Here is a 26,064-nt window from a genome sequence, read left to right as displayed (position 1 = left end):
CCCGACGACGCCGCCCCGCCCTCCGACGACGTGGCGCGGCTGATCGCCGGCGGCTGCCGGCTCGTCGCGCAGGCGCAGACCGGCCAGGACCTCGACCTGCTACGCCGGGGCATCGACGACCTGGCCGGCGCCGTACGGATCGCCGCCGAGGACGACCCGCGACTGCCCGCCGTACGGATGGTGCTCGGCCACGCGCTCACGCTGGCCCACCGCGTGGGCGGGGACGGCGCCGCGCTCACCCGGGCGGTCGACGAGCTCACCGCTGCGGTACGGGAGGCGGCCCAGCCGGGCCACCCCGTCTTCGCACCGGCCGCACACGCCCTGGCACACGCGCACCTCGAAGCAGGTAGTGCCCGCGCCGCCTGCGACGTGGGCCTGCGCGGCCTGTCCGGGTACGCGTACCAGGTGCTGCTGGGCAGCGGCACGGAAGACGCCGCCACGATCGCGCGGGACGGGGCGACGACGGCTGCGGAGGTGGCACGCTGGTGCCTGGCACAGGACGACGTCGAAGCCGCCGGGGCGGCGTTGGAGACGGGCCGCGGCATGCTCCTGTATGCGGCGACGGTGACCGCTACCGTCCCGGACCTGCTGAGCGCGGCCGGTGAACCCGACCTCGCCGCGGGCTGGACGGCCGTCGACGGCGTCCTGGACGTCGCCGGGGCGCGCCGCGCCGCGCGTGCCGCCGCCGCGCTGACGAACTCCCCGACACCTGCCGTCGGCCGCCTGCTCGGCACGACGAGCTTCGACGAGATCCGCGCCGCACTGGCGTCGCTGGGCCGGGACGCGCTCGTCCATCTGCTGCCCGAGGACGGCAGCGGTGGCGGCCTCGCCGTCGTGGTGCCACGCGACGAGGTGGCTTTCTCTCTTCCGCTGCCGGCGCTGACCGTGCCGCCGGCAGTCGAGCCGTTCTCCGTGGAGATGGGCGAGTGGGCGTGGCGGGTGGCCGTGGGCCCGTTGCTGCACGCCCTGGGCCGCGCCCCGGATCCGGACCGTCCGGCGCGGCTGACGATCGTCGCGCCCGGGCCGCTGGCCGCGGTGCCGTGGCAGGCCGCCCGCGCCCCGGACGGCCGGTACGCCGTGCGGGAGGCCGCCCTCTCGTACGTCGTCTCCGCCCGGCTGCTGTGCGAGCTGGCCTGGCGAGGGCCGGCGACGTCCGGCGCCGGGGTGACCGGCGACGCCGGCCTGACACCGCACGCGATCGTGGCGCGGCCCGCCGGGGCCGACGTCGTCACGCTGGCGCCCCGCCCGGGCGGGGCCGGGGTCGACGAGGCCGAGGACCAGGCGTTCGCACCGGCGACGGCATACCTGGTCGGCGGCGCCCGTACCGTGTTCGCCGCCGGATGGCCCGCGCCGGGCTCCTCGGCGTCGCTGCTCGCCTTCATGACCTCGCACTTTCAGCGAGGGGAGGGACTACCGCCGGCGGACGCGCTGCGCCGCGCCCAGTTGTGGATGCTCGACGGCGGCCGCGCGGCACCGCACTCGATGCCCGAGCACCTGCGCGCGGCGGCGGGCGAGGCGGGATGTGCCGAGGTCGCCGCGTGGGCCGGGGTCACCCACCACGGCAGGTAGGCGACGGGAGCCCTCACGCCAGGCTCACCTGCCGGATCCCGTCGGTCTCACGCACGTCGCAGACCGCGACCGGGCCCCGCAGGTCCCGGTGCCGGAACAGCTCCCGGGCGAGCGGGGTCACCAGTGCGCTCTCGATGTGGGAGCCGATCCCCCGGCCACCCATCTCGAGGTTCCCGATCGCACCGCCCAGCAGTTGCTGCCGGGCCCGGTCGGTGAGCGTCAGGTCGATGCCGCGTTCCGCGCGTAACCGCTTGGCGACGTGCGACATCTGCAGGTCGAAGATCCGCGCCGCGGTCGCGGCGTCGATGAAGTTGAAGACCACGATGTTGTCACCGAGCCGGTTGAGCAGCTCCGGCCGGTTGATCTCCTCGGTGAAGTGCCGCTTCACCGCCCTGCGGATCCGCTCCTCCAGCTCGACCCGGCTCAGTGGCGCCTGCCGCGGGTCCGCCGCGGCCTGGGCCGCGTAGTCCTCGGGGGTGACCCCGAGGTTCGAGGTGAAGACCAGGACCGTCTCGGAGAAGTAGACGGTCGACCCGCTGCCGTCGGTGAACCGGCCCTCGTCGAGGATCTGCAGGAACTTGTCGAGGATCCGGTCGTGCGCCTTCTCGATCTCGTCGAAGAGCAGCAGGCTGAACGGCCGCTGCCGCACGGCGTTCGTCAACTCCCCGCCGGCGTCGTGCCCGATGTATCCCGGTGGGGCGCCGCCGAACCGGTCGGCGGAGTGCTCGGCGGCGAACTCGCTCATGTCGAACCGGGTGTAGGCCCTGGGGTCGCCGAAGATGACCTTGCTCAGTTCCTTGGCCAGCTCGGTCTTCCCGACGCCGGTGGGGCCGGCGAAGAACAGCACCCCGCGCGGCCGGGACACGTTCGTCCCGGCCTGCGCCCCGGAGAGGCCCAGCACGGCGCGGATCAGGATGTCCACCGAACGCTGGATCGCCTCCGGCTGGCCGAGGACGTGCTTGCCGATCTCCTCGGCCGCATCCTCCATCCGCTTCCGTAGGTGCGGCGCCCGCCACGGGTTGTCGTGCACACCGACCCGGTAGCACCGGACCGCCTCGTCGATGTCCCCCACCGGGGTGCCCATCCGCGCCGCGAGCCGGGCGACCGCCATCATGCCGCGCAGCGTCATGCCCTGGGTCTGTTCCGCGAACCGCCGATCCAGCAGGTGCTGGTCGGCCTCGCTCGCCTCGCGGTAGCCGGACAGCGTCCCGGCGAGCCAGCCCGCGGCCGTCGCCCGCTCGCCGAGGCCGGGCAGCGGCACGGCGATCTTGCGTACGTCGTCGTTGCCGGCCGTGAGCCACACCGGAAGGTCCCGTTCGTTGTCGACGGCCCAGATCACCGGGTTGAAGAGCGCTCGCCGGTCCGATCCCGCCGGCCTGGGGTAGGTCATCCGCGACAACCTGTCGCAGCGGGCGAAGAAGGTGTGTTCGGCGGCTTCCAGATGGGCCGGATCCGGCATCAGACGCGACGCGAAGTCGATCAGGATCGCGCTGCGCGAACCGGCCAGCACGACCCGCTCGACGGCGTCGGACAGCCGGCCGAGCCGGCTCTCCTCGTCCGGCCACGATCCCCACGGCGACGTGCCGTCCGGCTGGACGACCGCCGCTGCCGCCTGAGCCGTGGCGGCGTCCGCGGGGAGCGGGCTCAGCCCGGCGACGGCGTCGGCGACCACCAGGTGGGGATACCCCTCCTCGGCGAGGATCCGGCTCAGGGCGGCCCGCAGGTCGAACGGCTGCGGGCCGTCCTCGCCCGGCAGCAGGAACACGTCCCGCACGTTGCCGTATAGGACGACCTGCGAGTTGACGGAGAGCGCGGTGCGCACCTCGCGCAGCCAGGCCGGAATGGTCATGCGGTCCTCCCGAGGCGGTGCGGCGACACCGGCATCTGACGGACAGCGGCCTCAGCCGGCCTGCGGGGCGCGCACCGCTTCCGCCCCGACGATGTCCAGCGCGGCGGCCACTATCCGGTCCACGTCGGCCCGCTCCCCCAGCGCGCCGAGCACTGTCTCGCCCGGATCGGTGCCGGCGTGCGGCGGCTGCTCGACATCGGTTGCCGCACTCGCCCGCCCGAAGACGGTCCCGAGGACGTCGACCACCACCTCGGCCGCGGACTCGCCCCGGCCGATCCGTTCCCCGATCGCCTCGACGGCGTACGCGGCGAGCCGGGTCAGCTCGGCGTCGGCCCGCGCGTCCCGGTCGGCCGGCGCAAGCGGCGCGACGGCGGCGTCCTCGGGCGGCGCCGCGGCCACCGGCGTCTCCTTGCGTCCGAGCGGACGCTCGACGTACCTCTCGTACCAGTCGATACGGCTGCGCATGGCGGCCAGGACGCGCTCCACCTCCCGTGCGACCACCGGCGGTTCGCTGCCCGTCCAGTCGCCGGTCATCTCCGCACGGCGCTGCGCCCACGCCTCCAGTGGCCACACGTCGTTCCCGGCCGTCACCGGAACCCCCACCCAGCCGAGCAGTTCCGTGGCCAGCGCGATGAGCCAGCGGTCCCGGCCCAGTTCGTCGGCCAGCCATCCGGGTATCCGGGGGCGTTGCAGCGCACCGCGGCGCCCGCGCCGTCGGCGGTGGCCGTCGACCGTCGCCGCGTTGAGGCGCCCGGCGATCCAGGCCTCCAGGTTGTGGACCGGCCGGTCGGCGTGGGTCAACAGGTCCTCGACCACTGCCTCGACGTCGTCGTGGAACCGGTCGAGGCACTCGTCGGCGAGGCGTTCGACCGAGACGGAGCAGCCGGCATGGCCCCGGCGGCGCTCGAACCGGCGTGTCACGCGGGCGAACACGATCGGCCAGACGAGGTCGTACGCCGCCCGGACGATCACTCGACGCTCCGTCCCCTCGGCGGTCGCCGCCGCGGCGGCGAGGGTGCCCTCGCGGGCCAGCGCCGTCAGCGCCGGCACGCCGGGATCGACGGCCTGCCGCGTCTCACCCGGCGCGGCGGCCCGGCGGACGGCGGGCATCCGGGCCGCGTCCCGTTGCTGGGACTGCACTGCCGAAGCACCCACTGCGGCTCCTTCCAGAGCGGATTCGTCAGGGATGGTCTCCGATCGCGCCGGGACCGGCGGGATCGGACGGACACAGCCTGCCCCCGGCGCGGGGCGCCGCGCGACCACGCCACGGCACCGAGGGACCCGAGGCGCCACATTCGGTCTCTTCAGTGGATCGATCCACATCGGATGGACCTGAGGGCGAGGGCCAGCCCGCGTTGTCGGAGAGTCGTCCGGTGGCGAGCCGTGAACCAACTCGGCCAACCCCCCTCCGACGTCCTCCTGTCCCCGATGTGGGGTCTTGCGCAACTGGTCGATCTGTGCCGTGAGATCGACGGCGGTGATCGAGGCGGGCGGTCCGTCAGATACCGGTGTCACCTCCGACGAACCATCCGCCGGATCCAGGGAAGAGGCAGGCAACCCGTGTCGTCGCTGTACGCACTGCTGGTGGGCATCAATTCGTACCGGGCACCTGACCTGCGCCGCCTCCGCGGGTGCCGCAACGACGTCGGGCGGGTGGAACAGCTCCTCGGAGCCCGGAACGGATCCGGCCCGACGGCGCGTGTCCGGACACTGCTCGACGAGCAGGCGACCCGGGCGGCGGTCATCGCGGCGTTCCGCGAACACCTCGGCCAGGCAGGCCCCGGCGACACCGCGCTGTTCTGGTTCAGCGGGCACGGCTCGCTCTCGCCGCTGCCGCCGGAGCTGTGGCACCGGGAACCCAGCGGCTGGTGCCAGACACTCGTCTGCCACGACAGCCGGGCCGGCGGGACCGGGACGCCCGACCTCCTCGACTGTGAACTCCGGGTGCTGATATCGGAGGTCGCGTCCCGCGGCGTGCACGTCGCCGTCGTCCTCGACAGTTGCCACTCGGCCGGTGCCACGAGGACCGGTCCCAGCATGGACCCGCAGACCGGCGAGGTGATCCGGCTCGCGCCGGTGGCCCCGCGCTGGGTCGAGCCCGCCACCCGGCCGCCCGCGCTGGAGTCGTTGCTGCCGGAACTCGTCGGTGCCGCCGCTCTCGGCGACAGCCGCGCCGCCGGTGCCCGCGACGTCGGCCCGGACCCGGCCGACGCCGACCACGTGGCGCTCACGGCGTGTCGCGACGACCAGCAGGCGTACGAGACCGGGCCGTGGAACCGGCGCAACGGCATCTTCACCGTCGGCCTGCTCGACGCCGTCGAGCGGTTGGGCCCGGGCGCCACCTACCGCGAGCTGATGGTCGCGGCCCGGTGCGCCGTCGAGAACGCCAGGGACCACCAGGTGCCGACGCTGTACCCGGCTGACCGCGACATCGTCGACCAGCCCTTTCTCGGTGGCGCGTTCCGGACGCCGGCGAGCGCGCTCGTCATGCGGTACCACCGTGGCAGTTGGGAGATCAACGCCGGGTCGATCCACGGGATCAGGGCTGCGGCGGGCGACGACGTCCGCGTCGCCATACACCTCGAGAGCCCGGTGCGCGAAGCCCGAGTGGTCCGGGTGCGCACCGACCTGAGCGTCGTCGAGCCCCTCGGATGGACACCCGACACCGGCCGCCAGTACGACGTGGTGCTCTCCCGGGTGCCCATGCCCGCGGTCTCGGTGGCGGTCGGGGGGACGAGCCGGGACGACCCGGAGACCGCCCGGGCCGTGATCGAGGCGGTGCAGAACGCGGGGCCCGACAACTCTCCCTCACCGCACCTGCGGGTGGTCGCGCTCGACGACACGGAGACGATGCCGGACCTGCGGGTCTCCACGAACGGCGGCCGCATCCGCGTGCTGTCCTTCGACGGCACGCCGTTGACGGACGACCTGACCCGAGCCGAGGTGTACACGGCCGTGGACCGGCTGGAGCACATAGCCCGCTGGCGCACCGTCCGGAACCTGGCCAACCCGGTCTCCCGGCTCGCCAACGCCGTCAAGATCGAGGTGGTCGCGGCGGAACCCGGCGAGGACAGCGCACCGCGGGACCGGGCGCCGTACCAGCCCGGCGACGACGGCACCGTCCTGTTGACGTACACCCGTTCCGACGACCAGTGGATGCCGCCCCTGGTCTTCATCCGGCTGCGAAACACCAGTTCCCGGTCCCTCTACTGCGTGCTGCTCGACCTGACCGACCGGCACGCCATCCACCCACACCTGTACCCGGGCCGGATCATCGCGCCCGGGAACTGCGGTGCGGCCTTCGACGGTGGCCTGGTCGCCTTCCAACTGCCGGACGACCGCGCCGTCGAGCCCGGCGCCGAAGCGCGTGACTACCTGCAGTTGTTCGTGTCGGAGGAGGAGTTCCCGACCACGCCGTTCCACCTCGGCCCACTGGGCACCCCGGGGGCCGCCGACGCGAACCGGAGTCGCTCGGTGTCGTTCACCGGCATCCTCGACCGGCTGGGGATGACCGCCCTTCACCGCGAGGCGGTCCGCCCGCCCTCTGCGGCACCGGACTGGGCGAGCAGCATCCTGACGGTGCGCACCCTGGTCCCGGAGGTCTAGTGGGCGATGAATGGAAACGGCGCGCGCATGCGCGGGTCTTGCCGCGCTCCGTTGGACTCCTCTGAGGTGGCCGGCCGGGTCATGCTGACGTTCGGTTGTGCCGCGGACACCGTACTGGTCCGGCATTGCCGTTCTGCCGCGAGCTAACCCGCTTGTCGTGGTGCGGGGCGCCGGAGAGGATCGGTGAATGGATCTTCGTGCTGCGGAACGGCGGCTCCAGGCCGCTCAGCGTGCCGCCGATGTCGAGTCCCTCGACGCGCTTCTGCACCCCCGGGTCGTGGGTGCCGGACCGGACGGCACGGTCTTCACCAAGGAGGATGATCTGGAGAGCTACCGCTCGGGGGCCCTGCGGATCACCGGCCTGGTGGAGGAGTCGCTCGACGTCCAGGACGACGGTGAGACCGGGGTGACCCGCACGGTCGCTGCGGTGGAAGCGGTTCAGGGCGGGGCCGTCGTGTCCGCGCGGTTGCGCTACACCCGGCTGTGGGTGCGTGAGGACGGCAACTGGCGGGTGTTGGCCGCCACCTTCGTCCCGGTCCAGTGAGCGCTCCGCCCGCGGCCGGTCGAACGCTCAGGCTCCGGCGGTCGGTTCCACCGTGTAGTGGATGGTCTGCGCGACGATCCAGCCGTCCTCGATGACGTACGAGTCGGCGCCGTCGCGGACCCGCGCGCCCGGTGCGTCAGCGGTCCACTCCAGGAACCCGATCCGATCCTCGATCAGCACCGTCGTGTAGGTGAAGTGGGCGCCCGGAAGCTCCGCGCTCAGCCACTGCGCCAGTTTCCGCACCCCGTCGTGTCCCCGGAACACTCCCCTGCGATCGAGGACGACGCAGTCCGGCGACACGTTGCGCTCGATGTCCTCGGCGAACCGGCCCTCGTTCGACAGGCGCAGATGCTCGTCGAGCACCTCGCGCGCCGGGCGCGCCCGCAATTGCTCGGTCATTCACCGAAGCCTCTCGTGCATGGACGACTCACGCCATCATCCAACGCCGGGCGGGCGCCGCGTCGCCGATCGCGGATCCTCGCCGCGCGGTCGCAGGGAGCAGGCGGTGCCCGCGCCGGCTCGCCGGGTGGTCGACGCAATCGTCACCCTGCCGGCGGCGGGGACGACTCGCGGTCGGCCCCCGCCGCCGTCGCACGGCCGGTCAGCCCTTGCGCCATTTCTGGTTGGCAGTGCCCCCACAGTCCCAGAGCTGGAGCCTCGCGCCGTCGCCACTGTTCCAGTCCTTGATGTCGACGCACTTGCCGGCCTGCAGATTGACCAGGTCGCCGGCCGCGTTCAGGGTGAACTGCTGGGCCCCGGTGCCGTTACAGGTGTAGAGCTGCACCACCGCCCCGTTCGCGGTGGACCCGGCGTCGATGTCCATGCACTTGTTGTTCTGGCTCTTCAGCGCCGTGCCGCTGAACGTCCACTTCTGCGCGCCGGTGTTGTTGCAGTTCCACATCTGCAGCGGCGCGCGGTCGGCGAAGTTGGAGCTCGGTACGTCGATGCACTTGTTGTTCCAGGTGCTGACCACGGGCACCCCGGTGGTCGGGGTGCCGCCGCCACCGCCGGTGAACGGGCTGAGGATCAGTCCGGCCGCACGGGGGTCGCCGTCGTGCACCAGCGACTCGAATCCGCCGACGTCGTCGAAGGCGAACGCGTACGCCCGGCCGTCGGTCATGTTGGCGTGGATCAGGCGGGCGTACTGGTTGGTGGGGTTGTTGCGGTAGAAGCCGGCGGCGTCGGTGCTGGGCTGGGTGTCGACGGTGCCGAGCGTGCCCCGGTTGAGGGCGGCGCAGAGCGTACGCGAGATCGGGCCGACAACCTGGTCGTTCGGCGCGGGCAGGTCGCCGTCGCAGCCCCACACGCTGGCCGACGAGGGCCGGTTGAAGGAGGCCACCACCTGGCCGCTGCCGTTGGTGAAGGTCATGGTGTTGCCCGAGGTCCGGCCGTAGTACCGGATGGCCGGCTGGTCGGCGAACGGCGCCACGGTCAGCGTCTTCGTGGTGTACGCGTTCCACGCGGAGGCGATGTAGGAGTCCAGGTAGGTGGCGCTGAGCAGGCCGGCCCCGGCCGCCTTGCCCGGAGCCAGCACGCGCAGCACGGTCCCGTCCGAGCGGGTGTGGACGGTGCCGGCCCAGCCCGGCTGTGCGCGGATGCCGTCGATGACCGCGTTGCGCCCGTTGGCCACCACGTCGCCGGTGCGCTTGGTGACGCCGTTGGCGCCGGTCACGGTGACCGCGTGCGGGATCGCGAACATGTCGACCTGGGAGCTGTTGAGCCACAGCCCGGAGTCGTTGTAGGTGAACTCGCTCCAGTCGAAGAGGATGTCGCGGTTCGCGTCACCGGCCGCCCAGGGCGCGGGCTGCACCAGCCCGTCCGGGGTGAGGAAGAACTTCAGTTTCTGCCCGAGCGCGAAGTAGGCCCGGCCGGAGAAGCCGCGGGGGAACTGGATCGTGGTGCTGCCGCCGTTGCCGGGGCCCGGTATGGAGACGTCCGGCGCGGGCAACGGCGGGATCTGCCCGCCGGTCCACGGCACGAAGGCGCCGCCGGAGGTGACGTAGCCGAGCCGGCCGGAGAACAGTTGGACGCCGATGACATACAGGTAGACCGGGTCGCTGCGGCCGGTGGTGTTGGTGACGGTGACCGGCAGCAACGCCGGTCCGACCGCGTGGGCGGGCGTGGCGACGACGGCGCCCGCGAGCCCGGCGAGCATGGCGGACGCGGCGGCGAGCAGCCTTCTTCGGAGACGCATGGCGACACCTCGCTGGAGACTGGGGGACGGGAGAGCGCTCTCTCAGCAGGGTCCAATTGTTAATATTGTTTGTCAATAGGCGGTTGCCTATGGATCAGGGCCACGGCGAAGGTCACCGGTTGATTAAGATCCACTCCGGAACAGTCGACTGTGGATTGGGTGGGTAGGTTCATGAAGCGCGTACTTTCGATGCTGACGGCGCTGGTGACAGTCGGGGCGGGCCTGACGGTCGGCGCCCCCGCCGCCCAGGCGGCCGGCTCCTGCTCGGGGACCATCACCTACAGCCAGGTGCAGTCGTCCGGGCTCGGTGAACTGGTGATCTACTACAACAGCAGCAACGGCGGCACCAACAGCGCCTGCTTCTACCACCGCGGCGCGGCGTACGGGAAGTCGGCGCCCACCTTCGTGCAGATCTACCGCTGCGCGGAGCGGTCGGGCGAGGGCGCGCACTGCACCCGTTCGGGCGGCACGGACACCAACTCCGGTGACTTCAGCTACTACGCCGGCCCGGTCGCCGTCACCGGTACGGCGAACTACTGCGTCGAGGCGGTCGGCTACATCGGATGGGCCGGTCAGCGCCACCAGATCTACAGCCGCCGCCAGGGCTGCTGACTCCGCTCCCACCCGCACCCGGCCCGCGGCCGGGTCAGTCGGCCGGCGCTCGGCGGCAACGGGCGAGTTCGGCGCGCAGGTCGCGGCGCAGGGCACGGTCCAGCCCGGGCTGGGCGAGCGCCTCGGTGAAGTCGCGGGCCGCCTCGTCCCACCGGCCCAGCCGGGCCAGGGCCGTGCCCCGGTTGTATCGCGGCACGGGGGCGGCCGACAGCGCCACCGCCCGGTCCAGGTCGGCGAGCGCGGCGGCCACGTCGCCGCGCTCGAACCGGACGGCGGCCCGGTTCGTCCACGCCTCCACCAGCTCCGGGTCCCCACTCAGAGCACTGGTGAACAGCTCGTCGGCCTCGGCGGGCCGGCCGCGCTCGGCGCGGACCAGGCCCAGGGTGCACAGCAGCGCGGGCTCCTGCGGCACGTCGGCCAGCCCGGCCCGCGCGGCGGCCTCGGCGGCGTCGAGCGCGCCGCGCTCCACGTGCAGGTTGACCAGGGTGATCCGGGCGTCGAGGTGGCCGGGCTCGATGGCGAGCACCCGCTCCAGGTCGGCGCGCGCCCGCTCGGGGCGGCCCCGCTCCTGGTGGAGCACGGCCCGGTTGTAGTACGCCTCGGGCAGGTGCGGTCCCAGCCGGATGGCGGCGTCGTAGTCCCGGATCGCGGCTCGGGTCCGGCCCGCCACCCGGTACAGGGCGGCGCGGTCCACGTAGTACTCACAGTTGCCGGGGTCCTGGGCGATCACGGTGTCCAGATCGGCCAGCGCCCGCGCCGGGTCGCCCAGCGCGAGGTGAACCTGCGCCCGGTTGTGGCGCAGCCGGGCCAGGTCCTGCGGGCGCTCGCCGGGGCCGAGCGCGGCCGTCAGCCGGGCCAGCCCGTCGTCGACCAGCCGTAGCGCCCGGGCGGGCCGGCCCGCCCGGCTGTCCAGCAGCGCCAGGCCCTGCTCGTAGAAGACCGTCGACAGCAGCCGCCGGCGGGGGTCGGCCAGCCCGGCGGCGAGGCGCAGCGCCCGTTCCAGCCAGAGCCGGGCCTGTGCCGGGTCCTGGTCGGCCGCCGGCAGGTGCCGGGCGTACAGCATGGCTGTGGCGTACGCCGCCGACATGGTGATCTTCGGGTCGTCGGTGGCGGTCCGCGCCTCGTCGTAGAGGTCAAGCGCCTCGGCGGCCCGGTTCAGGGCAGCCAGTGCGGTGGCCAGGCCGGTGGTGAACGCCCACCAGTGCCTCAGGTCGCGGTCGGGGGTGACCGCCGCCCGCCCGCGCCGGGCGACCCGGGCCGCGTGGTGGTAGTAGCCGGCGGCCAGGCTGTCGCCCAGGGTCCGCCGCAACGCCTGCGGGGTGCGCTCGTCGGGCGCCGGGTCGGGGGCCCCGTCATCGCGGAGGTCGAGGCGAACCGGGGTCGGCCCGAGCCGGCGGGCCAGCGCGTCCAGCAGCTCGGCGGTCGTCTCGTCGGCGGAGGCGACATGGTCGAATCGGACGGTCACGGGCCGCCGGAGTGTGCCGGCCCAGGCCGCCACCAGCTCCGCCGCGCCGTAGGCCAGGCAGGCGGTCCGGCGGGCGGGGTGGAAGCGGATCGGCTCCTCCTCGGCGGCCGGCCGGGCCGCCGGATCGAGTCGGGGAGCAATCGCCCGCAGCTCGACCGCGTGCCGCGCCGCCAGGCGGGGCCGGTCGGCGGCGACCCGGCCGAGGAAGGCCGAGACACCGGCGTACGGCCCGTGGTCGCGGTGGCAGTCGTAGCGCTCCGGCCCGCCGCTCACCGCCGGACCCACCGCCGCAGGGGCGGGCGCCCGGGAGCGCCCGCCGTGCCGGCAGCTACCAGCACCACTCGATCCACAGCCGGCGTGCGCCGGACACCAGGCGGAGCGCAGTCGTGCGACGGACGGTCATCTTCCTCACAAGAACCTCCGATGTGATCCACCTCAGGGCTGGCCCAGAGCTTAATACTCATCGATGAAAATAAGAAAGGTGTTCGCGATTCGCGGCGGACCTCCACCAACCGCCAGGCAGTGCGCCTAGGTGAGCGCGTGCACCAGCGCGGTCGCCGCTCCGATCAGGAGGGTCACGCCGGTGCCGGCACCGACGACGGCGCTGAGGGTGAGGTCGTACCGCCGGGCGACGGCGACGCCGGCGACCGCGACCAGGGTGACGAGCACGGCCCAGATCGCGAGGGCCGGATACCCGAGCAGTGGCGCCAGGGGGAAGAAGTGCAGGCCGACGATCAGGGCGACCCACGCCGGAACCAGGGACGCGCGGCCGGTCCGCTGGAGCCAGATCGCGCCGGCGGCGCAGAGGACCACCTCGATCAGGACGATCACCCCGAAGACCGGCCCCGTCCTGTCGTCCACGGAGCTGCCCTCGTCCCAGGTGCGTACGGCGACGACGCCGCCGGCGATCGCTGCCGCCAGGGACAACACCGAGCCGACGCCGAGCCACGGACGCCACGCCTTCGGCGGCGCCTCCTGCGCCCAGCCGAACCAGGCCATCCCGAAGACTCCGAAGATCGCGGCGGTGGCGGCGGCGTTGGCCGTGAACTCAGCATCCATCGGCGCAGTCTATGGGCGGACGACAAGTCGCTCCGGAGAGTGCCGGCGCAGGCGTCACGACGCCTGGTCCGGGACGCCGGCCCAGGTCCAGGCGCTGCGCTGCCCGCATCCGGTGAGGCCGTCAGCCGGCCGCCGTCCCGGCGGGACGGATCACCGCGTCGAGCCAGCGCAGCTGCCGCCGGACGTGGACGGCCTCCCCACCCTCGTGGCCGTTGAACGGGTACGTGTGCATCTCCCGTGGCGGAGTGGCCGACGCGGCGGCGGCGTACTGGTTGTAGGCGGCGAAGCCGGTGCTCGGCGGGCAGACCTCGTCCCGCAGGCCGATCCCGAAGTGCGCCGGAGCGGTGGCCCGCCGGGCGAAGGTGACGCCGTCGACATAGGACAGCGTGTGCCGGACCTGCTCCTCCGCCTCGCGGTGCACCGCCAGGTAGCGGGCGATCTCGCCGTAGGGGGAAGCCTCGGTGAGCTCGATGGCGCGCTGGATGTCGCACAGGAACGGGGCGGTGACCAGGAGCGCGGCGAGGCCGTCGACGAGGCCCGCCGCCGCGAGCGCGAGTCCACCACCCTGGCTGTTGCCCACCGCGGCGACGCGGGCCGGGTCCACCCCGGGCAGTTCGCGGACGGCGTCGATCGCGCGGACCGCGTCGGTGATCAGGCGGCGGTAGTGGTAGTCGTCCGGGGCCAGGATTCCCCGGGTGGCGGGGCTGGGCCCGCCGGGCGCGTCGTGCGGGTCCGGGGTGTCCCCGCGGCTGAACAGTCCGGCCTGTCCCCGGTTGTCCACCAGCAGGTGGGCGTAACCGGCCACCGGCCAGGTGAGCCGCTCGCCCGGCAGGCCCCGGCCGCGTCCGTAGCCGGGGTACTCCACCACGGCCGGCAGTGGCGCCTGCACGCCCGCGGGACGGGTGTACCAGGCCCGGACCGGTTCGCCGGCGAAGCCGGCGAACGTCACGTCCCACATGTCGACCAGCCGCAGGTCGGTGGGTTCGGGACGGACGCGGACGAGCGGCGGGGTGGCCGCGGCGGCGGTGAGGGTGGCGCGCCAGAACCGGTCGAAGTCGGCGGGCTCGACGACGGCCGGCGTGTAGCGACGGAGCTGGTCGAGGGAGTTGTCAATCGACGCTCTTGACACGTGATAACGATACCCATAAATTTCCGAAAGGCTTACGGCGTATTACCGGAAAGTTCCGGTCGATGGTCAGGCGGGAGGATGAGCTTGGCATCCCCGATCCCGCGCGGTCGCCGTACGCCCTGGCGGCGGGCCCTGCGCCGGGACTGGCAGCTCTATTCGCTGGCCGTCCTGCCGCTGCTGTTCTTCCTGACGTTCCGCTACCTGCCGATGCTGGGCAACGTGATCGCGTTCCGGCGCTTCCAGCCGGGCGGCAGTCTGTTCGGCGAGTACTGGACCGGGCTGCGGTACTTCCGGCTGTTCTTCACCGACCCCACCTTCTGGAACGTGTTCACCAACACGCTCGTGCTGGGCGCGCTGACCCTGGTGTTCTGCTTCCCGCTGCCGATCGTGCTCGCACTGCTGCTCAACGAGGTGCGCAACCGGGCCCTCAAGCGGTTCGTGCAGTCGGTGTCCTACCTGCCGCACTTCCTGTCGATCGTGATCGTGGCGGCCATGGTCCTCCAGCTGCTGTCGGTGGACGGCGCGGTGAACCAGATGCTGCGGGTCGTGGGCGGCGAGCCGGTCCCGTTCATGCAGCAGGCGGGATGGTTCCGGACGATCTACGTCTCCTCGGAGGTCTGGCAGACGGTCGGCTGGGGCACCATCCTCTACCTCGCCGCGCTCACCACCGTCGACGGCGACCTGTACGAGGCGGCCCGCATCGACGGCGCCAACCGGTGGCGGCAGACGTGGCACGTGACGCTGCCGGGGATCCGGCCGACGATGGTGACCCTGCTGATCCTCAACATCGGCACCTTCATGGCCGTCGGCTTCGAGAAGATCCTGCTGCTGTACAACCCGCTCACCTACCCGACGGCGGACGTGATCTCGACCTACCTGTACCGGGTGGGCATCGTCTCCGGGAACCTCAGCTACGCCGCCGCGATCGGCCTGTTCGAGTCCGTGATCGGGCTGACGCTGGTGCTGTCGGCGAACGCGATCTCCCGGCGCACGGTGGGGACGAGCCTGTGGTGAGCACGCAGGACCGTACCCGGACCCCTACGCGGGAACCGGCGGCCCGGCCGCGTGGCCCCCGGCCGACCCGGGGCTACCGGGTCTTCCAGGTGGTGAACGCCGTCGTGCTGACCGGCGTCGTGGTGGTGACGCTGTACCCGTTCCTCACCATCGTGGCCCGCTCGCTCAGCGACAACGCGTACATCGTCGCGGGCGAGGTGAACCTCGTGCCGCGGGGGTTCAACCTCACCGCGTACCGGGTGGTGACGTCCGACCCGACGTTCTGGGTCAGCTACCGCAACACCGTCTTCTACACGGTGGTCGCCACGCTCATCTCCGTCGTGCTGACCACCTGCTACGCGTACGTGCTGTCCAAGCGGCACCTGCGGGGCCGGACCGCGCTGGTCGGGATCGCCGTGTTCACCATGTTCTTCACCGGCGGCCTGATCCCCAACTACGTCCTGGTCACCAGCCTGGGGTTGAAGAACACCGTGTGGGCGATCGCCCTGCCCAACGCCATCAACGTGTTCAACCTGCTGGTGATGAAGGCGTTCTTCGAGAGCCTGCCGGTCGAGCTGGAGGAGGCCGCCGCCGTCGACGGCCTGAACACGTACGGCACGCTGCTGCGGATCGTGCTGCCGCTGTCGAAGGCCATGGTCGCCACGATGGTGCTGTTCTACGCCGTCTCGTTCTGGAACTCCTGGTTCGCCGCGTTCCTCTACATGGACCGTCAGGACCTGCTCCCGGTGACCGTCTATCTGCGCAACCTCATCGCGGGCGCGACCGACGCCACGCAGACCGGCGGTGGCCTCGGCAGCGCCGGCGACGTCGTGCAGTCCGCCGCCACCATCCAGTCCGTGACGATCGTGCTGACGATCCTGCCGATCCTCGCGGTCTATCCCTTCATCCAGCGCTACTTCGTCTCCGGAGTCATGCTCGGCGCCGTGAAGGGATAGCCGCCCACGCACCCCCCACCACCGGAAGGAAGAACTCATGGCCCAGCTGTCCCGGCGCCAGGTGCTGCTCGCCACCGGCGCGGCCGCCGTCGTCTCCCTGGCGGGTTGCGGCGACGACACCCCCGACAAGAAGGACCTCGACCGCAACCGTGCCGGCGCGATGGAGAAGTACGGTGTCGGGGACCAGTTCAAGGCCACCGAGCCGGTCACGTTCTCGATCCTCTACAACAACCACCCGAACTACCCGCTCAAGCCGGAGTGGCTGTTCTGGACCGAGCTGGCCGGGCGGACGAACGTCAAGCTGGACCCGGTAGCCGTGCCGCTGAGCGACTACGAGCAGAAGCGCAGCGTGCTGGTCGGCTCCGGCGACGCCCCGCTGATCATCCCGAAGACCTACCACCCGCAGGAGAACTCGTACGTCTCCTCCGGCGCGATCCTGCCGGTCAGCGACTACCTCGACCTGATGCCGCACTTCAAGGACAAGATCGAGCGGTGGAAGCTCCAGCCGGAGATGGACACGCTCCGGCAGGAGGACGGCAAGTTCTACCTGCTGCCCGGGCTGCACGAGAAGCCCTGGCAGGACTACACCCTCGCGGTCCGCACCGACGTGCTGGAGCAGCTGAAGATCCCGTCCCCCACCACATGGGACGAGGTGTACGCCATGCTCAAGGCGATGAAGGCGGCCCACCCGGACGTCATCCCGTTCTCCGACCGCTTCGGCAAGCCCAACCCGGCCGGCAACCTGCTGAACATGCTCGCCCTGGCACACGGCCTGCCCGGCGCCGGCTGGAACTACCAGCCGACGGCCTGGGACGCCGGGGCCGGGAAGTACGTCTTCACCGGCGCCTCGGACGGCTACCGGCAGGTGGTGGAGTACCTGCACAAGCTGGTCGCCGAAGGGCTGCTCGACCCGGAGACGTTCACCCAGACCGACGACCAGGCCCGGCAGAAGCTCGCCAGCGGCAAGTCCTTCGTGATCAGCACGAACGCGCAGACGCTGGTGAACGACTACCGCCCAGACATCGCGAAGATCAACCCCAACGCACGGCTCGGCAAGATCCTCTTCCCGGTCGGACCGGCCGGCCCGGTCAACGCGGCGAGCCGGCTGGAGAACGGCGTGATGATCTCCAGCAAGGCCCGCGAGGGCAAGAACTTCGTGGCCATGATGCAGTTCGTCGACTGGCTCTGGTACTCCGACGCCGGCCAGGAGTTCGCCAAGTGGGGCGTCGAGGGCACCACGTACACCAGGGACGCCTCGGGCAAGCGCACCCTCGCCCCGGACGTCAACGTCATCGGGCTCAACCCCAAGGGAACCAAGCATCTGCAGAAGGACTTCGGCTTCTACAACGGCGTCTTCGCGTACGGCGGCAAGCTCGACCTGGTGCAGTCGTTCTTCTCGCCCGAGGAACTGGAGTTCCAGAAGGAGATGAACGCCCGCAAGGCCGCGCCCTGGGTGACTCCGCCACCCGCGCCGCTCAGCGACGAGGAGCGGGAGCAGACGACGCTCTGGGCGACCGCGCTGAAGGACCACGTCACCCAGAACACGCTGAAGTTCGCCCTCGGCCAGCGGCCGCTGAGCGAGTGGGACGCCTACGTCTCGGAGCTGAAGGGCAAGAACGCGCAGGCCTACATCGACCTGGTCAACAAGGCGTACGAGCGGTACCGCAAGAGCCACGGCTGAGCGGCGATGCGCGGCACCGTTCCCGAGCGGCCCGTCGGCCGGCTGACCGACGCCTGGCGTACCTGCGTCGGCACCGGCCGGTTCGACCTGGCCCTGCGACGCGACTATCAGGACTCGCTGGCGCTGGTGCAGCGGGACATCGGTTTCCGGCACATCCGCGGGCACGGGCTGCTCAGCGACGGCGTCGGGGTGCACCGCCCCTACGACTATCGGGGCGAGCGCCGGGTGCGGCACGCCTTCACCTACGTCGACCAGGTCGTCGACGCCTACCTCGAAATGGGCATCCGGCCCTTCGTGGAGCTGGGGTTCATGCCCTCGGCGCTCGCCTCCGGCGACCGGACGGTGTTCTGGTGGCGAGGCAACGTCACGCCTCCCCGGTCGTACACCGAATGGGGTGACCTGGTCCGCGCCACGGTGGCCCACCTGGTCGACCGGTACGGCCTCGACGAGGTGCGCGGCTGGCCCGTCGAGGTGTGGAACGAGCCCAACCTGCCGGCGTTCTGGGCGCGCGCCGACCAGGACGCCTACCACCGCCTGTACGAGGTGTCGGCGCACGCCGTCAAGGACGTCGACGCGGCGCTCCAGGTCGGTGGCCCGGCGCTGTCCCCCGGTGCCGACGAGTGGCTGAAGCCCTTCGCCGAGTTCGTCACCGACCGGGACGTGCCGGTCGACTTCGTCAGCCGGCACGCCTACACCTCCGGCCCGGCCCGGCACCTGCCGTTCGGCACCCGGCAGACCCTGGCCCCGGCCGCGGACCTGCTGGAGCAGTTCGCCGCGCCCCGCCGGCACCTGGCCGGCACCGCGCTGGCCGACCTCCCGGTGCACATCACCGAGTTCAACTCCTCCTACCGGCCGGACAACCCGATCCACGACACGGCCTTCCACGCCGCCTACCTCGCTCCGGTGCTGGCCGGCGGCGGGGACCTGGTCGACTCCTTCTCCTACTGGACCTTCAGCGACGTGTTCGAGGAGGAGGGGGTGCCGACCGCGCCGCTGCACGGCGGCTTCGGCCTGCTCACCCACCGGCAGATCAAGAAACCCACCTACCACCTGTACGCGTTCATGGCCCGGCTCGGCGACGAGGTGCTCGCGCGCGGGCCGGACCACCTCGTCACCCGGCACCCCGACGGCCGGGTCGCGGTGCTGGCCTGGGCCCCTGTCGACGTCACCGGCCGGGAGCCGGCACCAGAGGGGCACACCGTGTCGCTGTCGGTGCCGATCGGCACGCCGGGCACCGCGTCGGCGTTCCTGCTCCGCTCCTCGGTGAGCGAGGACGCCGGCAACGCCTGGGCGGCCTGGCGGGAGATGGGCAGCCCGCACTCGCCCCGGCCCCGGCAGCTCGACGCGTTGCGGGAGGCCGCCGAGCCGGCCCGTACCCATCAGGCCCTGCCGGTCGCGGGCGGGCGGGCGGACCTCGACCTCTTCCTCGCCCGGCACGAGGTGACCCTCGCCGAGCTGACTGCGGTGGTGGACGAGACCCCGCCGTGGTGGGACGACGACCGGTTGCTCGACCCACCCGGGGAGCGATCATGAGCGCCAGCCCGGCCGGCGGGCTGCGGGAGTTCGGCGACGGGCCGCTGTCGCGGGCCGCCGCGACGGTCCACATCCTGCTCGTGGTCGAACTGCTGCTCCTGGTGAGCATGCTGCCCGGCCTGGCCGTGCTCATGCTGCTCGAACGCGACAGCAGCAACCTCCCGCTGGTCGCCGCCGCCGCGCTGCCGGTCGGTCCGGCGGTCTCGGCCGCCCTGTACACGCTGCGGCACCAACGCCCCGACCTGACCGATCTGCGTCCCGCGGCCGCGTTCCGCCGGGCCTACCGGGCCAATCTGCCGGGCGTGCTGCGCGTCTGGGCGCCCACGCTGCTGTGGCTCGCAGTCATCGCGGTCAACCTGGCGAACCTGCCCGCCGCCGCCGTCCCCGGCTGGTGGGCGGTGCCGCTCGTGGCGGTCGGTGCGGGGGTGGTCCTGGTCGGCCTCAACGCGCTGGTGATCGTCTCGTTGTTCACCTTCCGCACCCGCGACGTGCTCCGGCTCGCCGTCTACTACGTGGCGCGCAAGCCCGGCGTCACGTTCGGCAACGTCGTGCTGCTGGCCGCCGCCGCCGGTGTCACAGCGGTGTTCTCCGAGGCGGTGCTCGCCCTGCTGGCCGCGCTCCTGGTGCTGGGGCTGCTGCGGGTCGGCGGCCCGATGATCGACGACATCCGGGCGGAGTTCACCGCATGAGCGTTCCGGTCACCGGCCGGGCGTCGGCCGCCGCCGCCGGCGAGTCGACCTGGCACGCCGCCTGGCTGCCGCCCGCGGCGTTCCGCGAACTCGGCTCCCGGCCGGTGCTGGTGCACGGCGACGGCCTGCTGGTCGACACGGTCCTCGACGAGGTGAGCCGGGCCTGCGCCCGGTACGGCGGGCGGGTCTGGCACGGTCCACCGTGGCAGGTGGACGCCGACCTGGTGCTGGCCCTGCGCGAGGCCGGCCCGGTGCCGAACGCGGCTGCGGAGGCGGCCCGGCTCGGTGCGACACCGGCGGTGAACGGCTCCGGCGACGGCGGCCTCGGCGACGAGGGGTACCTGCTGGCGCGGACGAACGGCGTGACCGTGGTGCTGGCCGACGCGCCGGCCGGCCTGCTGTACGGGATGTTCCACGTGGTCCGGCTCGGCGCGGCGGCCTTCGACGACGACCTTCCGGCGCGCCGGCACCGGCCGGCGCTGGACCGGCGGATGCTCGACCACTGGGACAACGTGGCCGTACACCCGGTGTCGGGCCAGGTCGAGCGGGGCTACGCCGGCGGCTCCCTGTTCTGGCGCGACGGCGCCGCCCGGCGCGAGCCCGCCCGGCTCCGGGACTACGCCCGTCTGCTCGCCGCCTGCGGCGTCAACGCGGTCTCGGTGAACAACGTCAACGTGCACGACACCGAGGCACTGCTGCTGACCGACCGGCTCGGCGACGTCGCGGAGATCGCCGAGGTGCTCCGCCCGTACGGCATCCGGGTGCATCTGTCGGTGACCTTCGCCGCCCCGGTGGTCCTCGGCGGCCTGCCCACCGCCGACCCGCTGGACGACCGGGTCCGGGCCTGGTGGATCGACGCCACCCGGCGGGTCTACCAGCGGATCCCCGACTTCGGCGGCTATCTGGTGAAGGCCGACTCCGAGGGCCGGCCCGGCCCGTTCGCGTACGGGCGTGACCACGCCGACGGCGCGAACCTGCTCGCCGAGGCGCTCGCCCCCCACGGCGGCGTGGTGCGCTGGCGGGCGTTCGTCTACGACCACCACCAGGACTGGCGGGACCGGTCGACCGACCGGGCCCGGGCCGCCCACGACCATTTCGCGCCGCTGGACGGACGATTCGCCGACAACGTGATCCTCCAGGTGAAGTTCGGCCCGATCGACTTCCAGCCACGCGAACCGGTGTCCCCGGTGCTCGCCGCGATGCCGGCCACCCGGTTGGCGGTGGAGGTGCAGGCGACGCAGGAGTACACCGGCCAGCAGCGGCACGTCTGCTACCTCGGGCCCTGGTGGAGCGAGGTGCTGCGGTTCCGCCCCCGGGGCGAGGCCGGCGGCACGATCGCCGACGTGGCGGCCGGGCGGGCGGGCGCCGGTGGCGGTCTGGCCGCCGTGGCCAACGTGGGCGACGACCCGTTCTGGACCGGGCATCCGCTGGCGCAGGCGAACCTGTACGCCTTCGGCCGGCTCGCCTGGGATCCGCTGCTGGATCCCGGCGCGATCCTCGACGAGTGGATCGACCTGACCTGGCTGCCGGTCACCACGGGCGATCCGGAAGCGGTGCGGCGGACGATGCACGCGATCATGGACGATTCCTGGCGCACCTACGAGCGCTACACCGCCCCGCTCGGCGTGGGCTTCATGGTGCGGCCCGGACACCACTACGGCCCGGACGTGGACGGGTACGAGTACACCCCGTGGGGCACGTACCACTTCGCCGACCGCGACGGCGTCGGGGTGGACCGGACCCGGGCGACCGGCACCGGCTTCACCGGCCAGTACCCGCCGCCGTGGTCGGAGGTGTACGAGTCACGGGAGCGCTGCCCCGACGAGCTGCTGCTGTTCTTCCATCACGTCCCGTACGGGCACGTGCTGCACAGCGGCCGCACCGTCATCCAGCACATCTACGACACGCACTTCGCCGGGGTCGAGGAGGTGGCGGCGATGCGGGAGCGGTGGCGGCTCCTCGCCGGGGCGGTCGACCCGGCCGTCCACGACCGGGTGGCCGAGCGCCTCGACGAACAGCTCCGCAGCGCCGTCGAGTGGCGGGACCAGATCAACACGTACTTCTTCCGCAAGTCCGGGGTGCCGGACGCGCACGGTCGCCGCATCCACTGAACCGGCACGTTCACCAGGGGTGCACGGTGCCGTCCGCCAGCCGGTTCACCGGCAGGTAGGCCGGCGCGTACGGGTAGCGGGCCGCGGCCTGTTCGTCGATGTCCACCCCGAGCCCCGGGGTCTCGGCCGGGTGCAGGTATCCGCCGTCATAGTGGTAGCCGTGCGGGAACACCTCGTCCGTCTGCTCGGTGTGCCGCATGTACTCCTGGAGGCCGAAGTTGGGGATGGCGATGTCCAGGTGCAGCGCGGCGGCCATGCAGACCGGCGAGAGGTCGGTGGCGCCGTGCGAGCCGCTGCGGACGTGGTGCAACGCGGCGAGGTCGAAGATGCGCCGCAGGTGGGTGATCCCGCCGGCGTGGACCACAGTGGTGCGGACGTAGTCGATGAGCTGTTCCCGGATGAGCTGGGCGGCGTCCCAGATGCTGCTGAAGACCTCGCCGACGGCGATCGGCGTGGTGGTGTGCGAGCGGATGAGCCGGAACCCCTCCTGGAGGTCCGCCGGGACGGGGTCCTCCATCCAGGTCAACGCGTACGGCTCCAGGCTCCTGCCGAGCCGCGCCGCCTCGATCGGGGTGAGCCGGTGGTGCACGTCGTGCAGCAGTCGGAGGGTGGGGCCGAACTCCTCGCGGACCCGGGCGAACACGCCCGGCACGTGGGCCAGGTACGCCTCCGTCGACCAGGTCGTCTCGGTCGGCAGCGCGGCGTCGGCGGGCTCGTAGAACATCTTGTCGGCGCTGACGCCGTACGTCCGGGGCAGGCCGGGCACGCCGCACTGCACCCGCACCGCGCGGTAGCCGAGGTCGACGAAGCGGGCGACCTCGGTCAGCACCTCGTCGGCGGTCTCGCCGTTGGCGTGGCCGTACACGGTCACGCCGTCGCGGGACCGGCCGCCGAGCAACTGGTAGACCGGCAGCCCGGCGACCTTGCCCTTGATGTCCCACAGCGCGGTGTCCACGGCGGCGACGGCGCTCATCGTGACCGGCCCGCGCCGCCAGTACGACCCCTGGTAGAGGTACTGCCAGGTGTCCTCGATCCGGGCCGGGTCCCGCCCGATCAGCAGCGGCACGACGTGGTCGCGCAGATAGGACGCGACTGCGAGTTCCCGGCCGTTGAGGGTGGCGTCGCCGACGCCGGTGACTCCCTCGTCGGTGACGACCTTCAGCGTCACGAAGTTGCGGCCGGGACAGGTCACGATGACCCGGGCATCGACGATTCTCATCCGGTCTCCCCTGCGGTCGGCACGCCGGTCACCACAGGATTATCCATCATCGTCGATCGACGAGGGGGCCGGTGCGGGGCCGGACCGGTCAGGCCGGTTCGGGTACGCCCCCGGGCTCCCCGTCGTCGGGCATCGGCTCGACCGGCGCCTCGGGCAGCTCGCCGGGCGTGTCCGGGAGGAGTTCGCCGGGGTCGTCCGGCACGTCCTCACGCGGGTCGATCGGCGGGTACACCTCGGGATCGAGGTCGGGGTTGGTCATCGGCCCAGTATCCGACGCCACCGCCCGGACCGCCCGCCGAGCGCACTCGCCGGCGTCTCCCCGGGTGACGCGTCCGCCCGCTTGCGCAACCACAGCCACACCCCCGCCGACAGGCACGCCGCGCCCCCGATCGCGACCGCCGTCTCGGCCGGTTCGGAGAGATCGTCGAGGAACGGGAAGGTGCGGGTGGCCGCCATCGCCAGCAGCCCGATCAGCAACAGGAGGCCGGCGGCAACGCGCTGGATAATCATGTGCTTCATTGGATCATGACCTCGCCACAGCCGCAGGCGCCGTCGCCCCGGTCGTTGCCGCGCCACCGCGAGCAGGCCGCCGTCCCGGCGTCCGCCGGACACCGGGCCGGCCGGGCGGAGAACGTGCGAGCCCGGCGGTGACCGGGCTCGCGCGCAGGTGATCGACGGCGGTCAGCGAGGGCGGGAGCCGGTCAGCGGCGGAACGGCCCGGTGACGCAGTAGGTGACGCCGCCGGAGGACGAGCCGGTCGTGCCGCGCTGCGACGAGAAGTACAGCCGGTCCCCCGCCGGGGTGAACGCCGGCCCGGTGATCTCCGAACCGCTCTGTCCGGTGATCCGCAGGAAGACGGAGATCTTGTCGTCCGGCGTGATCATGCAGATCTCCATGTTGCCGCCGTCCTCGGCGACGTAGAGGTCACCGGCCGTGGACCCGGTGATGTTGTCGACGCCGGTCAGCGGAGCGGTGCCGGGGCTGACCAGGTTGTCGTCGTAGGCGAGTTCGTACGTGCCGGCGGCCAGGTTGACCTGCCACACGCGGTTGTCGCCCTTCGTGGTGAACCAGACGGTGTCGTCCGCGTAGTGGCAGCCCTCGCCACCGTTGAACGTCTTCGCGCCGGACACCTGCTGCCGGGTCGGGGTGGGCGAGCCGTCCGGGTCGGGCACCGTGGCCCAGGTGAACGTGCCGGAGGTGGCCGTACCGGCGCGGAAGACCTGGAGGGTTCCGGCGGACAGGTCGCCCCAGGTGGCCGGCACGAAGCGGTAGAACTTGCCGTCGGTCTCGTCCTCGGTCAGGTAGACGACCCGGCGGACCGGGTCGGCCGCGGCCGCCTCGTGCTTGAACCGGCCCATCGCGGGACGCGCCACGGCGGTCCCGCCGAGGGGGTACGTCTCGAAGACCCGGCCCAGGGACACCTCCTCGCAGGAGAGCCAGGTGTTCCACGGCGTCTTCCCCCCGGCGCAGTTGCTGTTGGTGCCGGAGAGGATCCGCGACGCCCCGACCACGGCACCGCTGGAGTTGAAGACCAGACGTGAGGCGCCGCCGCCCGCGCCGGCCGCCACCTCGGAGTTCGACACGTAGATCCAGCCGGAGCCGTTGGGGAACACGGCGCCGCCGTCCGGAGCGTCGTGCCAGGTGTACGACGTCCCCGGCACCGTCCGGCGGGAACGCGCGACGATCGAGCTGGTGAACCCGGCCGGCAGCTGGATGCCGTTGGCGTCGGCGGCCTGGAGCCCACCGTAGGGCCCCGCCGCGTTCTGCGCCGGGGCTCCGTACGCGGCCGACCACGCCGTGAACGGCAGGGCGACAGCGCCCGCACCGAGAACAGTGGCCCGCAACATCGCTCGACGATCCATGGAACCTCCTCCGTAGGTTCCCCAGATCCGACCGTGCGGAGCTTACGCACACCGATCCGTTGGATGAACGTCGATGGGCGGCTCGGTGTGCGACGTCGTGCCGCGCCGCTACGGACGCAGATCCGTCAGTGCCGCCCCGGTCGAGGGGTCGTACGGGTAGGAGAGGTGCTGGTGGGTCATCAGCCATGCCCCGTCGCGCCGCTGGAAGACCCGGGTGCCCCGGGACCAGCTCTCGATCGGCGGACCACCGCTCGGGCGTACCGAGACGCGGTTGAGGCCCCACGCGACGGCGAGGTCGCCGTCGACCACGATCGTCAGGTCGGGCACGTCCCAGGCGACTGATCCGTCACCCGACGCCGCCAGACCCGCCGCGCAGACCTCGCGGACCGCGTTCACGCCGACGTATCGCAGCGGCTGGTCGTGCTCGTACGAGACCACGTCGTCGGCTACGGCATCCATCAGGGCATCGAGATCCTTGGCCGCGGTGCCCTCGAACCAGCGCTGGTGGAGCCGGCGTACCTCCGCCTCGGCGGCTGCCGCGTCCGGGGCCGGCTCGGCGGCGGGATCGGCCAGCGGGAAGGAGTGGTGTTCGTGAGTGACGACCCACCGGCCCTCCCGCCTGCGCAGGCCCAGGGTCAGCCGCAGGCGGTTCTCCGGACGTGCGGCGAAGTCGGCCGCCGTGCCGCAGCGCAGGAGCGCGTACGCGAAGGCCACGTCCTCGCCGGCTTCGACGTCCAGCGACTCGACCTCGAACGACGCGCCCTGCGCCTGCCACCTGAAGAACGGCGGCCAGATCTCCCGGTAGGCGTCCAACCCGCGCACGCCCTCGTACGGCGGCGGCACGTCGAACATCACCATGTCCTCGGCGTGGTCGGCCAGGACGCCGGCGAGGTTCCCGTCATGAACCGCGGCGGCCCAGCGCTCGACCAGGGCCCGGATCTGTTCTTCGTTGCTCGGCATGTCGGCTCTGCCCTTCGTGGCCGGTGAACCCGT

The 26,064-nt window shown here is 72.3% G+C and carries 22 protein-coding genes; 10 read left to right on the top strand and 12 right to left on the bottom strand.

The window, feature by feature from the left end; genetic code table 11:
- On the top strand, nt 1-1,569 hold a 1,569-nt coding region (locus tag EAD96_RS16305; RefSeq protein WP_121684911.1), incomplete at its 5' end, for a CHAT domain-containing protein.
- 13 nt (nt 1,570-1,582) lie between these two features.
- On the opposite strand, the gene EAD96_RS16300 is transcribed toward EAD96_RS16305, so the two are convergent.
- Entirely contained in the window at nt 1,583-3,418 is a 1,836-nt protein-coding gene (locus EAD96_RS16300) for an AAA family ATPase (protein WP_121684910.1), read from the bottom strand.
- Between the two features lie 51 nt (nt 3,419-3,469).
- Complete coding sequence (locus EAD96_RS16295) at nt 3,470-4,573, bottom strand: hypothetical protein (RefSeq protein WP_158614801.1); 1,104 nt, start codon at nt 4,571-4,573, stop codon at nt 3,470-3,472.
- Between the two features lie 405 nt (nt 4,574-4,978).
- Here EAD96_RS16295 and EAD96_RS16290 point away from each other — a divergent pair, with 405 nt between their 5' ends.
- Both EAD96_RS16290 and EAD96_RS16285 read left to right on the top strand, forming a co-directional pair.
- Nucleotides 4,979-7,024, top strand: coding sequence for a caspase family protein (locus EAD96_RS16290; protein WP_158614800.1), 2,046 nt, complete (start codon nt 4,979-4,981; stop codon nt 7,022-7,024).
- Between the two features lie 187 nt (nt 7,025-7,211).
- The gene (locus tag EAD96_RS16285) at nt 7,212-7,568 is read left to right on the top strand and encodes a nuclear transport factor 2 family protein (protein ID WP_121684907.1); all 357 of its coding nucleotides are present in this window, start codon (nt 7,212-7,214) and stop codon (nt 7,566-7,568) included.
- A gap of 27 nt (nt 7,569-7,595) precedes the next feature.
- On the opposite strand, the gene EAD96_RS16280 is transcribed toward EAD96_RS16285, so the two are convergent.
- Nucleotides 7,596-7,967 (bottom strand): nuclear transport factor 2 family protein, encoded by a 372-nt coding sequence (locus tag EAD96_RS16280; RefSeq protein WP_121684906.1) that lies wholly within the window; start codon nt 7,965-7,967, stop codon nt 7,596-7,598.
- A gap of 202 nt (nt 7,968-8,169) precedes the next feature.
- Nucleotides 8,170-9,762 carry a beta-1,3-glucanase family protein gene (locus EAD96_RS16275; RefSeq protein ID WP_121684905.1) on the bottom strand — a complete coding sequence of 531 codons (1,593 nt, stop codon included), beginning with the start codon at nt 9,760-9,762 and terminating at the stop codon, nt 8,170-8,172.
- Between the two features lie 171 nt (nt 9,763-9,933).
- Between EAD96_RS16275 and EAD96_RS16270 the strand changes: the two genes are divergently transcribed.
- Nucleotides 9,934-10,374, top strand: coding sequence for a hypothetical protein (locus tag EAD96_RS16270; RefSeq protein WP_120569386.1), 441 nt, complete (start codon nt 9,934-9,936; stop codon nt 10,372-10,374).
- A gap of 34 nt (nt 10,375-10,408) precedes the next feature.
- Here EAD96_RS16270 and EAD96_RS16265 read toward each other — a convergent pair whose 3' ends face one another.
- The 3 genes from EAD96_RS16265 to EAD96_RS16255 all read right to left on the bottom strand — a co-directional run bounded on the left by EAD96_RS16265 (nt 10,409) and on the right by EAD96_RS16255 (nt 14,027).
- Nucleotides 10,409-12,124: a tetratricopeptide repeat protein gene (locus EAD96_RS16265; protein ID WP_233585869.1), complete on the bottom strand. Its 1,716-nt coding sequence runs from the start codon at nt 12,122-12,124 to the stop codon at nt 10,409-10,411.
- Nucleotides 12,125-12,367: 243 nt separating this feature from the next.
- Complete coding sequence (locus tag EAD96_RS16260) at nt 12,368-12,898, bottom strand: hypothetical protein (protein ID WP_121684903.1); 531 nt, start codon at nt 12,896-12,898, stop codon at nt 12,368-12,370.
- A 121-nt stretch (nt 12,899-13,019) separates the two neighbouring features.
- Nucleotides 13,020-14,027, bottom strand: coding sequence for an acetylxylan esterase (locus EAD96_RS16255; RefSeq protein ID WP_121684902.1), 1,008 nt, complete (start codon nt 14,025-14,027; stop codon nt 13,020-13,022).
- Between the two features lie 78 nt (nt 14,028-14,105).
- On the opposite strand from EAD96_RS16255, the gene EAD96_RS16250 reads away from it, so the two are divergent.
- The 6 genes from EAD96_RS16250 to EAD96_RS16225 are packed head-to-tail and all read left to right on the top strand — an operon-like array spanning nt 14,106 to nt 21,990.
- On the top strand, nt 14,106-15,041 hold the full coding sequence (locus tag EAD96_RS16250) for a sugar ABC transporter permease (RefSeq protein WP_233585868.1): 936 nt from the start codon (nt 14,106-14,108) through the stop codon (nt 15,039-15,041).
- Entirely contained in the window at nt 15,038-15,976 is a 939-nt protein-coding gene (locus tag EAD96_RS16245) for a carbohydrate ABC transporter permease (RefSeq protein ID WP_233585866.1), read from the top strand. Before EAD96_RS16250 ends, EAD96_RS16245 begins: the two co-directional genes overlap by 4 nt.
- Nucleotides 15,977-16,013: 37 nt before the next feature.
- Entirely contained in the window at nt 16,014-17,657 is a 1,644-nt protein-coding gene (locus EAD96_RS16240; protein ID WP_121684900.1) for an extracellular solute-binding protein, read from the top strand.
- 6 nt (nt 17,658-17,663) lie between these two features.
- Nucleotides 17,664-19,190 (top strand): xylan 1,4-beta-xylosidase, encoded by a 1,527-nt coding sequence (locus tag EAD96_RS16235; RefSeq protein WP_121684899.1) that lies wholly within the window; start codon nt 17,664-17,666, stop codon nt 19,188-19,190.
- Complete coding sequence (locus tag EAD96_RS16230) at nt 19,187-19,879, top strand: hypothetical protein (RefSeq protein WP_121684898.1); 693 nt, start codon at nt 19,187-19,189, stop codon at nt 19,877-19,879. Before EAD96_RS16235 ends, EAD96_RS16230 begins: the two co-directional genes overlap by 4 nt.
- Complete coding sequence (locus EAD96_RS16225; protein WP_121684897.1) at nt 19,876-21,990, top strand: alpha-glucuronidase; 2,115 nt, start codon at nt 19,876-19,878, stop codon at nt 21,988-21,990. Before EAD96_RS16230 ends, EAD96_RS16225 begins: the two co-directional genes overlap by 4 nt.
- Nucleotides 21,991-22,000: 10 nt before the next feature.
- Here EAD96_RS16225 and manD read toward each other — a convergent pair whose 3' ends face one another.
- From manD to EAD96_RS16205, 5 genes are all read right to left on the bottom strand, one after another.
- The gene (manD, locus tag EAD96_RS16220; protein WP_121684896.1) at nt 22,001-23,209 is read right to left on the bottom strand and encodes a D-mannonate dehydratase ManD; all 1,209 of its coding nucleotides are present in this window, start codon (nt 23,207-23,209) and stop codon (nt 22,001-22,003) included.
- A gap of 88 nt (nt 23,210-23,297) precedes the next feature.
- Nucleotides 23,298-23,468: a hypothetical protein gene (locus EAD96_RS31205; protein WP_013287071.1), complete on the bottom strand. Its 171-nt coding sequence runs from the start codon at nt 23,466-23,468 to the stop codon at nt 23,298-23,300.
- Nucleotides 23,465-23,719, bottom strand: a complete 255-nt coding sequence (locus EAD96_RS16215) for a hypothetical protein (RefSeq protein ID WP_233585865.1) — start codon at nt 23,717-23,719, stop codon at nt 23,465-23,467. The genes EAD96_RS31205 and EAD96_RS16215 overlap by 4 nt, the downstream gene beginning before the upstream one ends.
- 191 nt (nt 23,720-23,910) lie before the next feature.
- A complete protein-coding gene (locus tag EAD96_RS16210) occupies nt 23,911-25,071 on the bottom strand; it encodes an alkaline phosphatase PhoX (RefSeq protein WP_121684895.1) in 1,161 nt (386 codons plus the stop codon).
- A gap of 108 nt (nt 25,072-25,179) precedes the next feature.
- Nucleotides 25,180-26,031: an SgcJ/EcaC family oxidoreductase gene (locus tag EAD96_RS16205; RefSeq protein ID WP_121684894.1), complete on the bottom strand. Its 852-nt coding sequence runs from the start codon at nt 26,029-26,031 to the stop codon at nt 25,180-25,182.
- Nucleotides 26,032-26,064: the final 33 nt, after the last annotated feature.

The sequence above is a fragment of the Micromonospora sp. BL1 genome (assembly GCF_003667485.1).
Lineage (GTDB): Bacteria > Actinomycetota > Actinomycetes > Mycobacteriales > Micromonosporaceae > Micromonospora > Micromonospora tulbaghiae.
The sequence above is the reverse complement of the archived record's forward strand: the minus strand, read 5'-3'. Positions and strand labels throughout refer to the sequence as shown.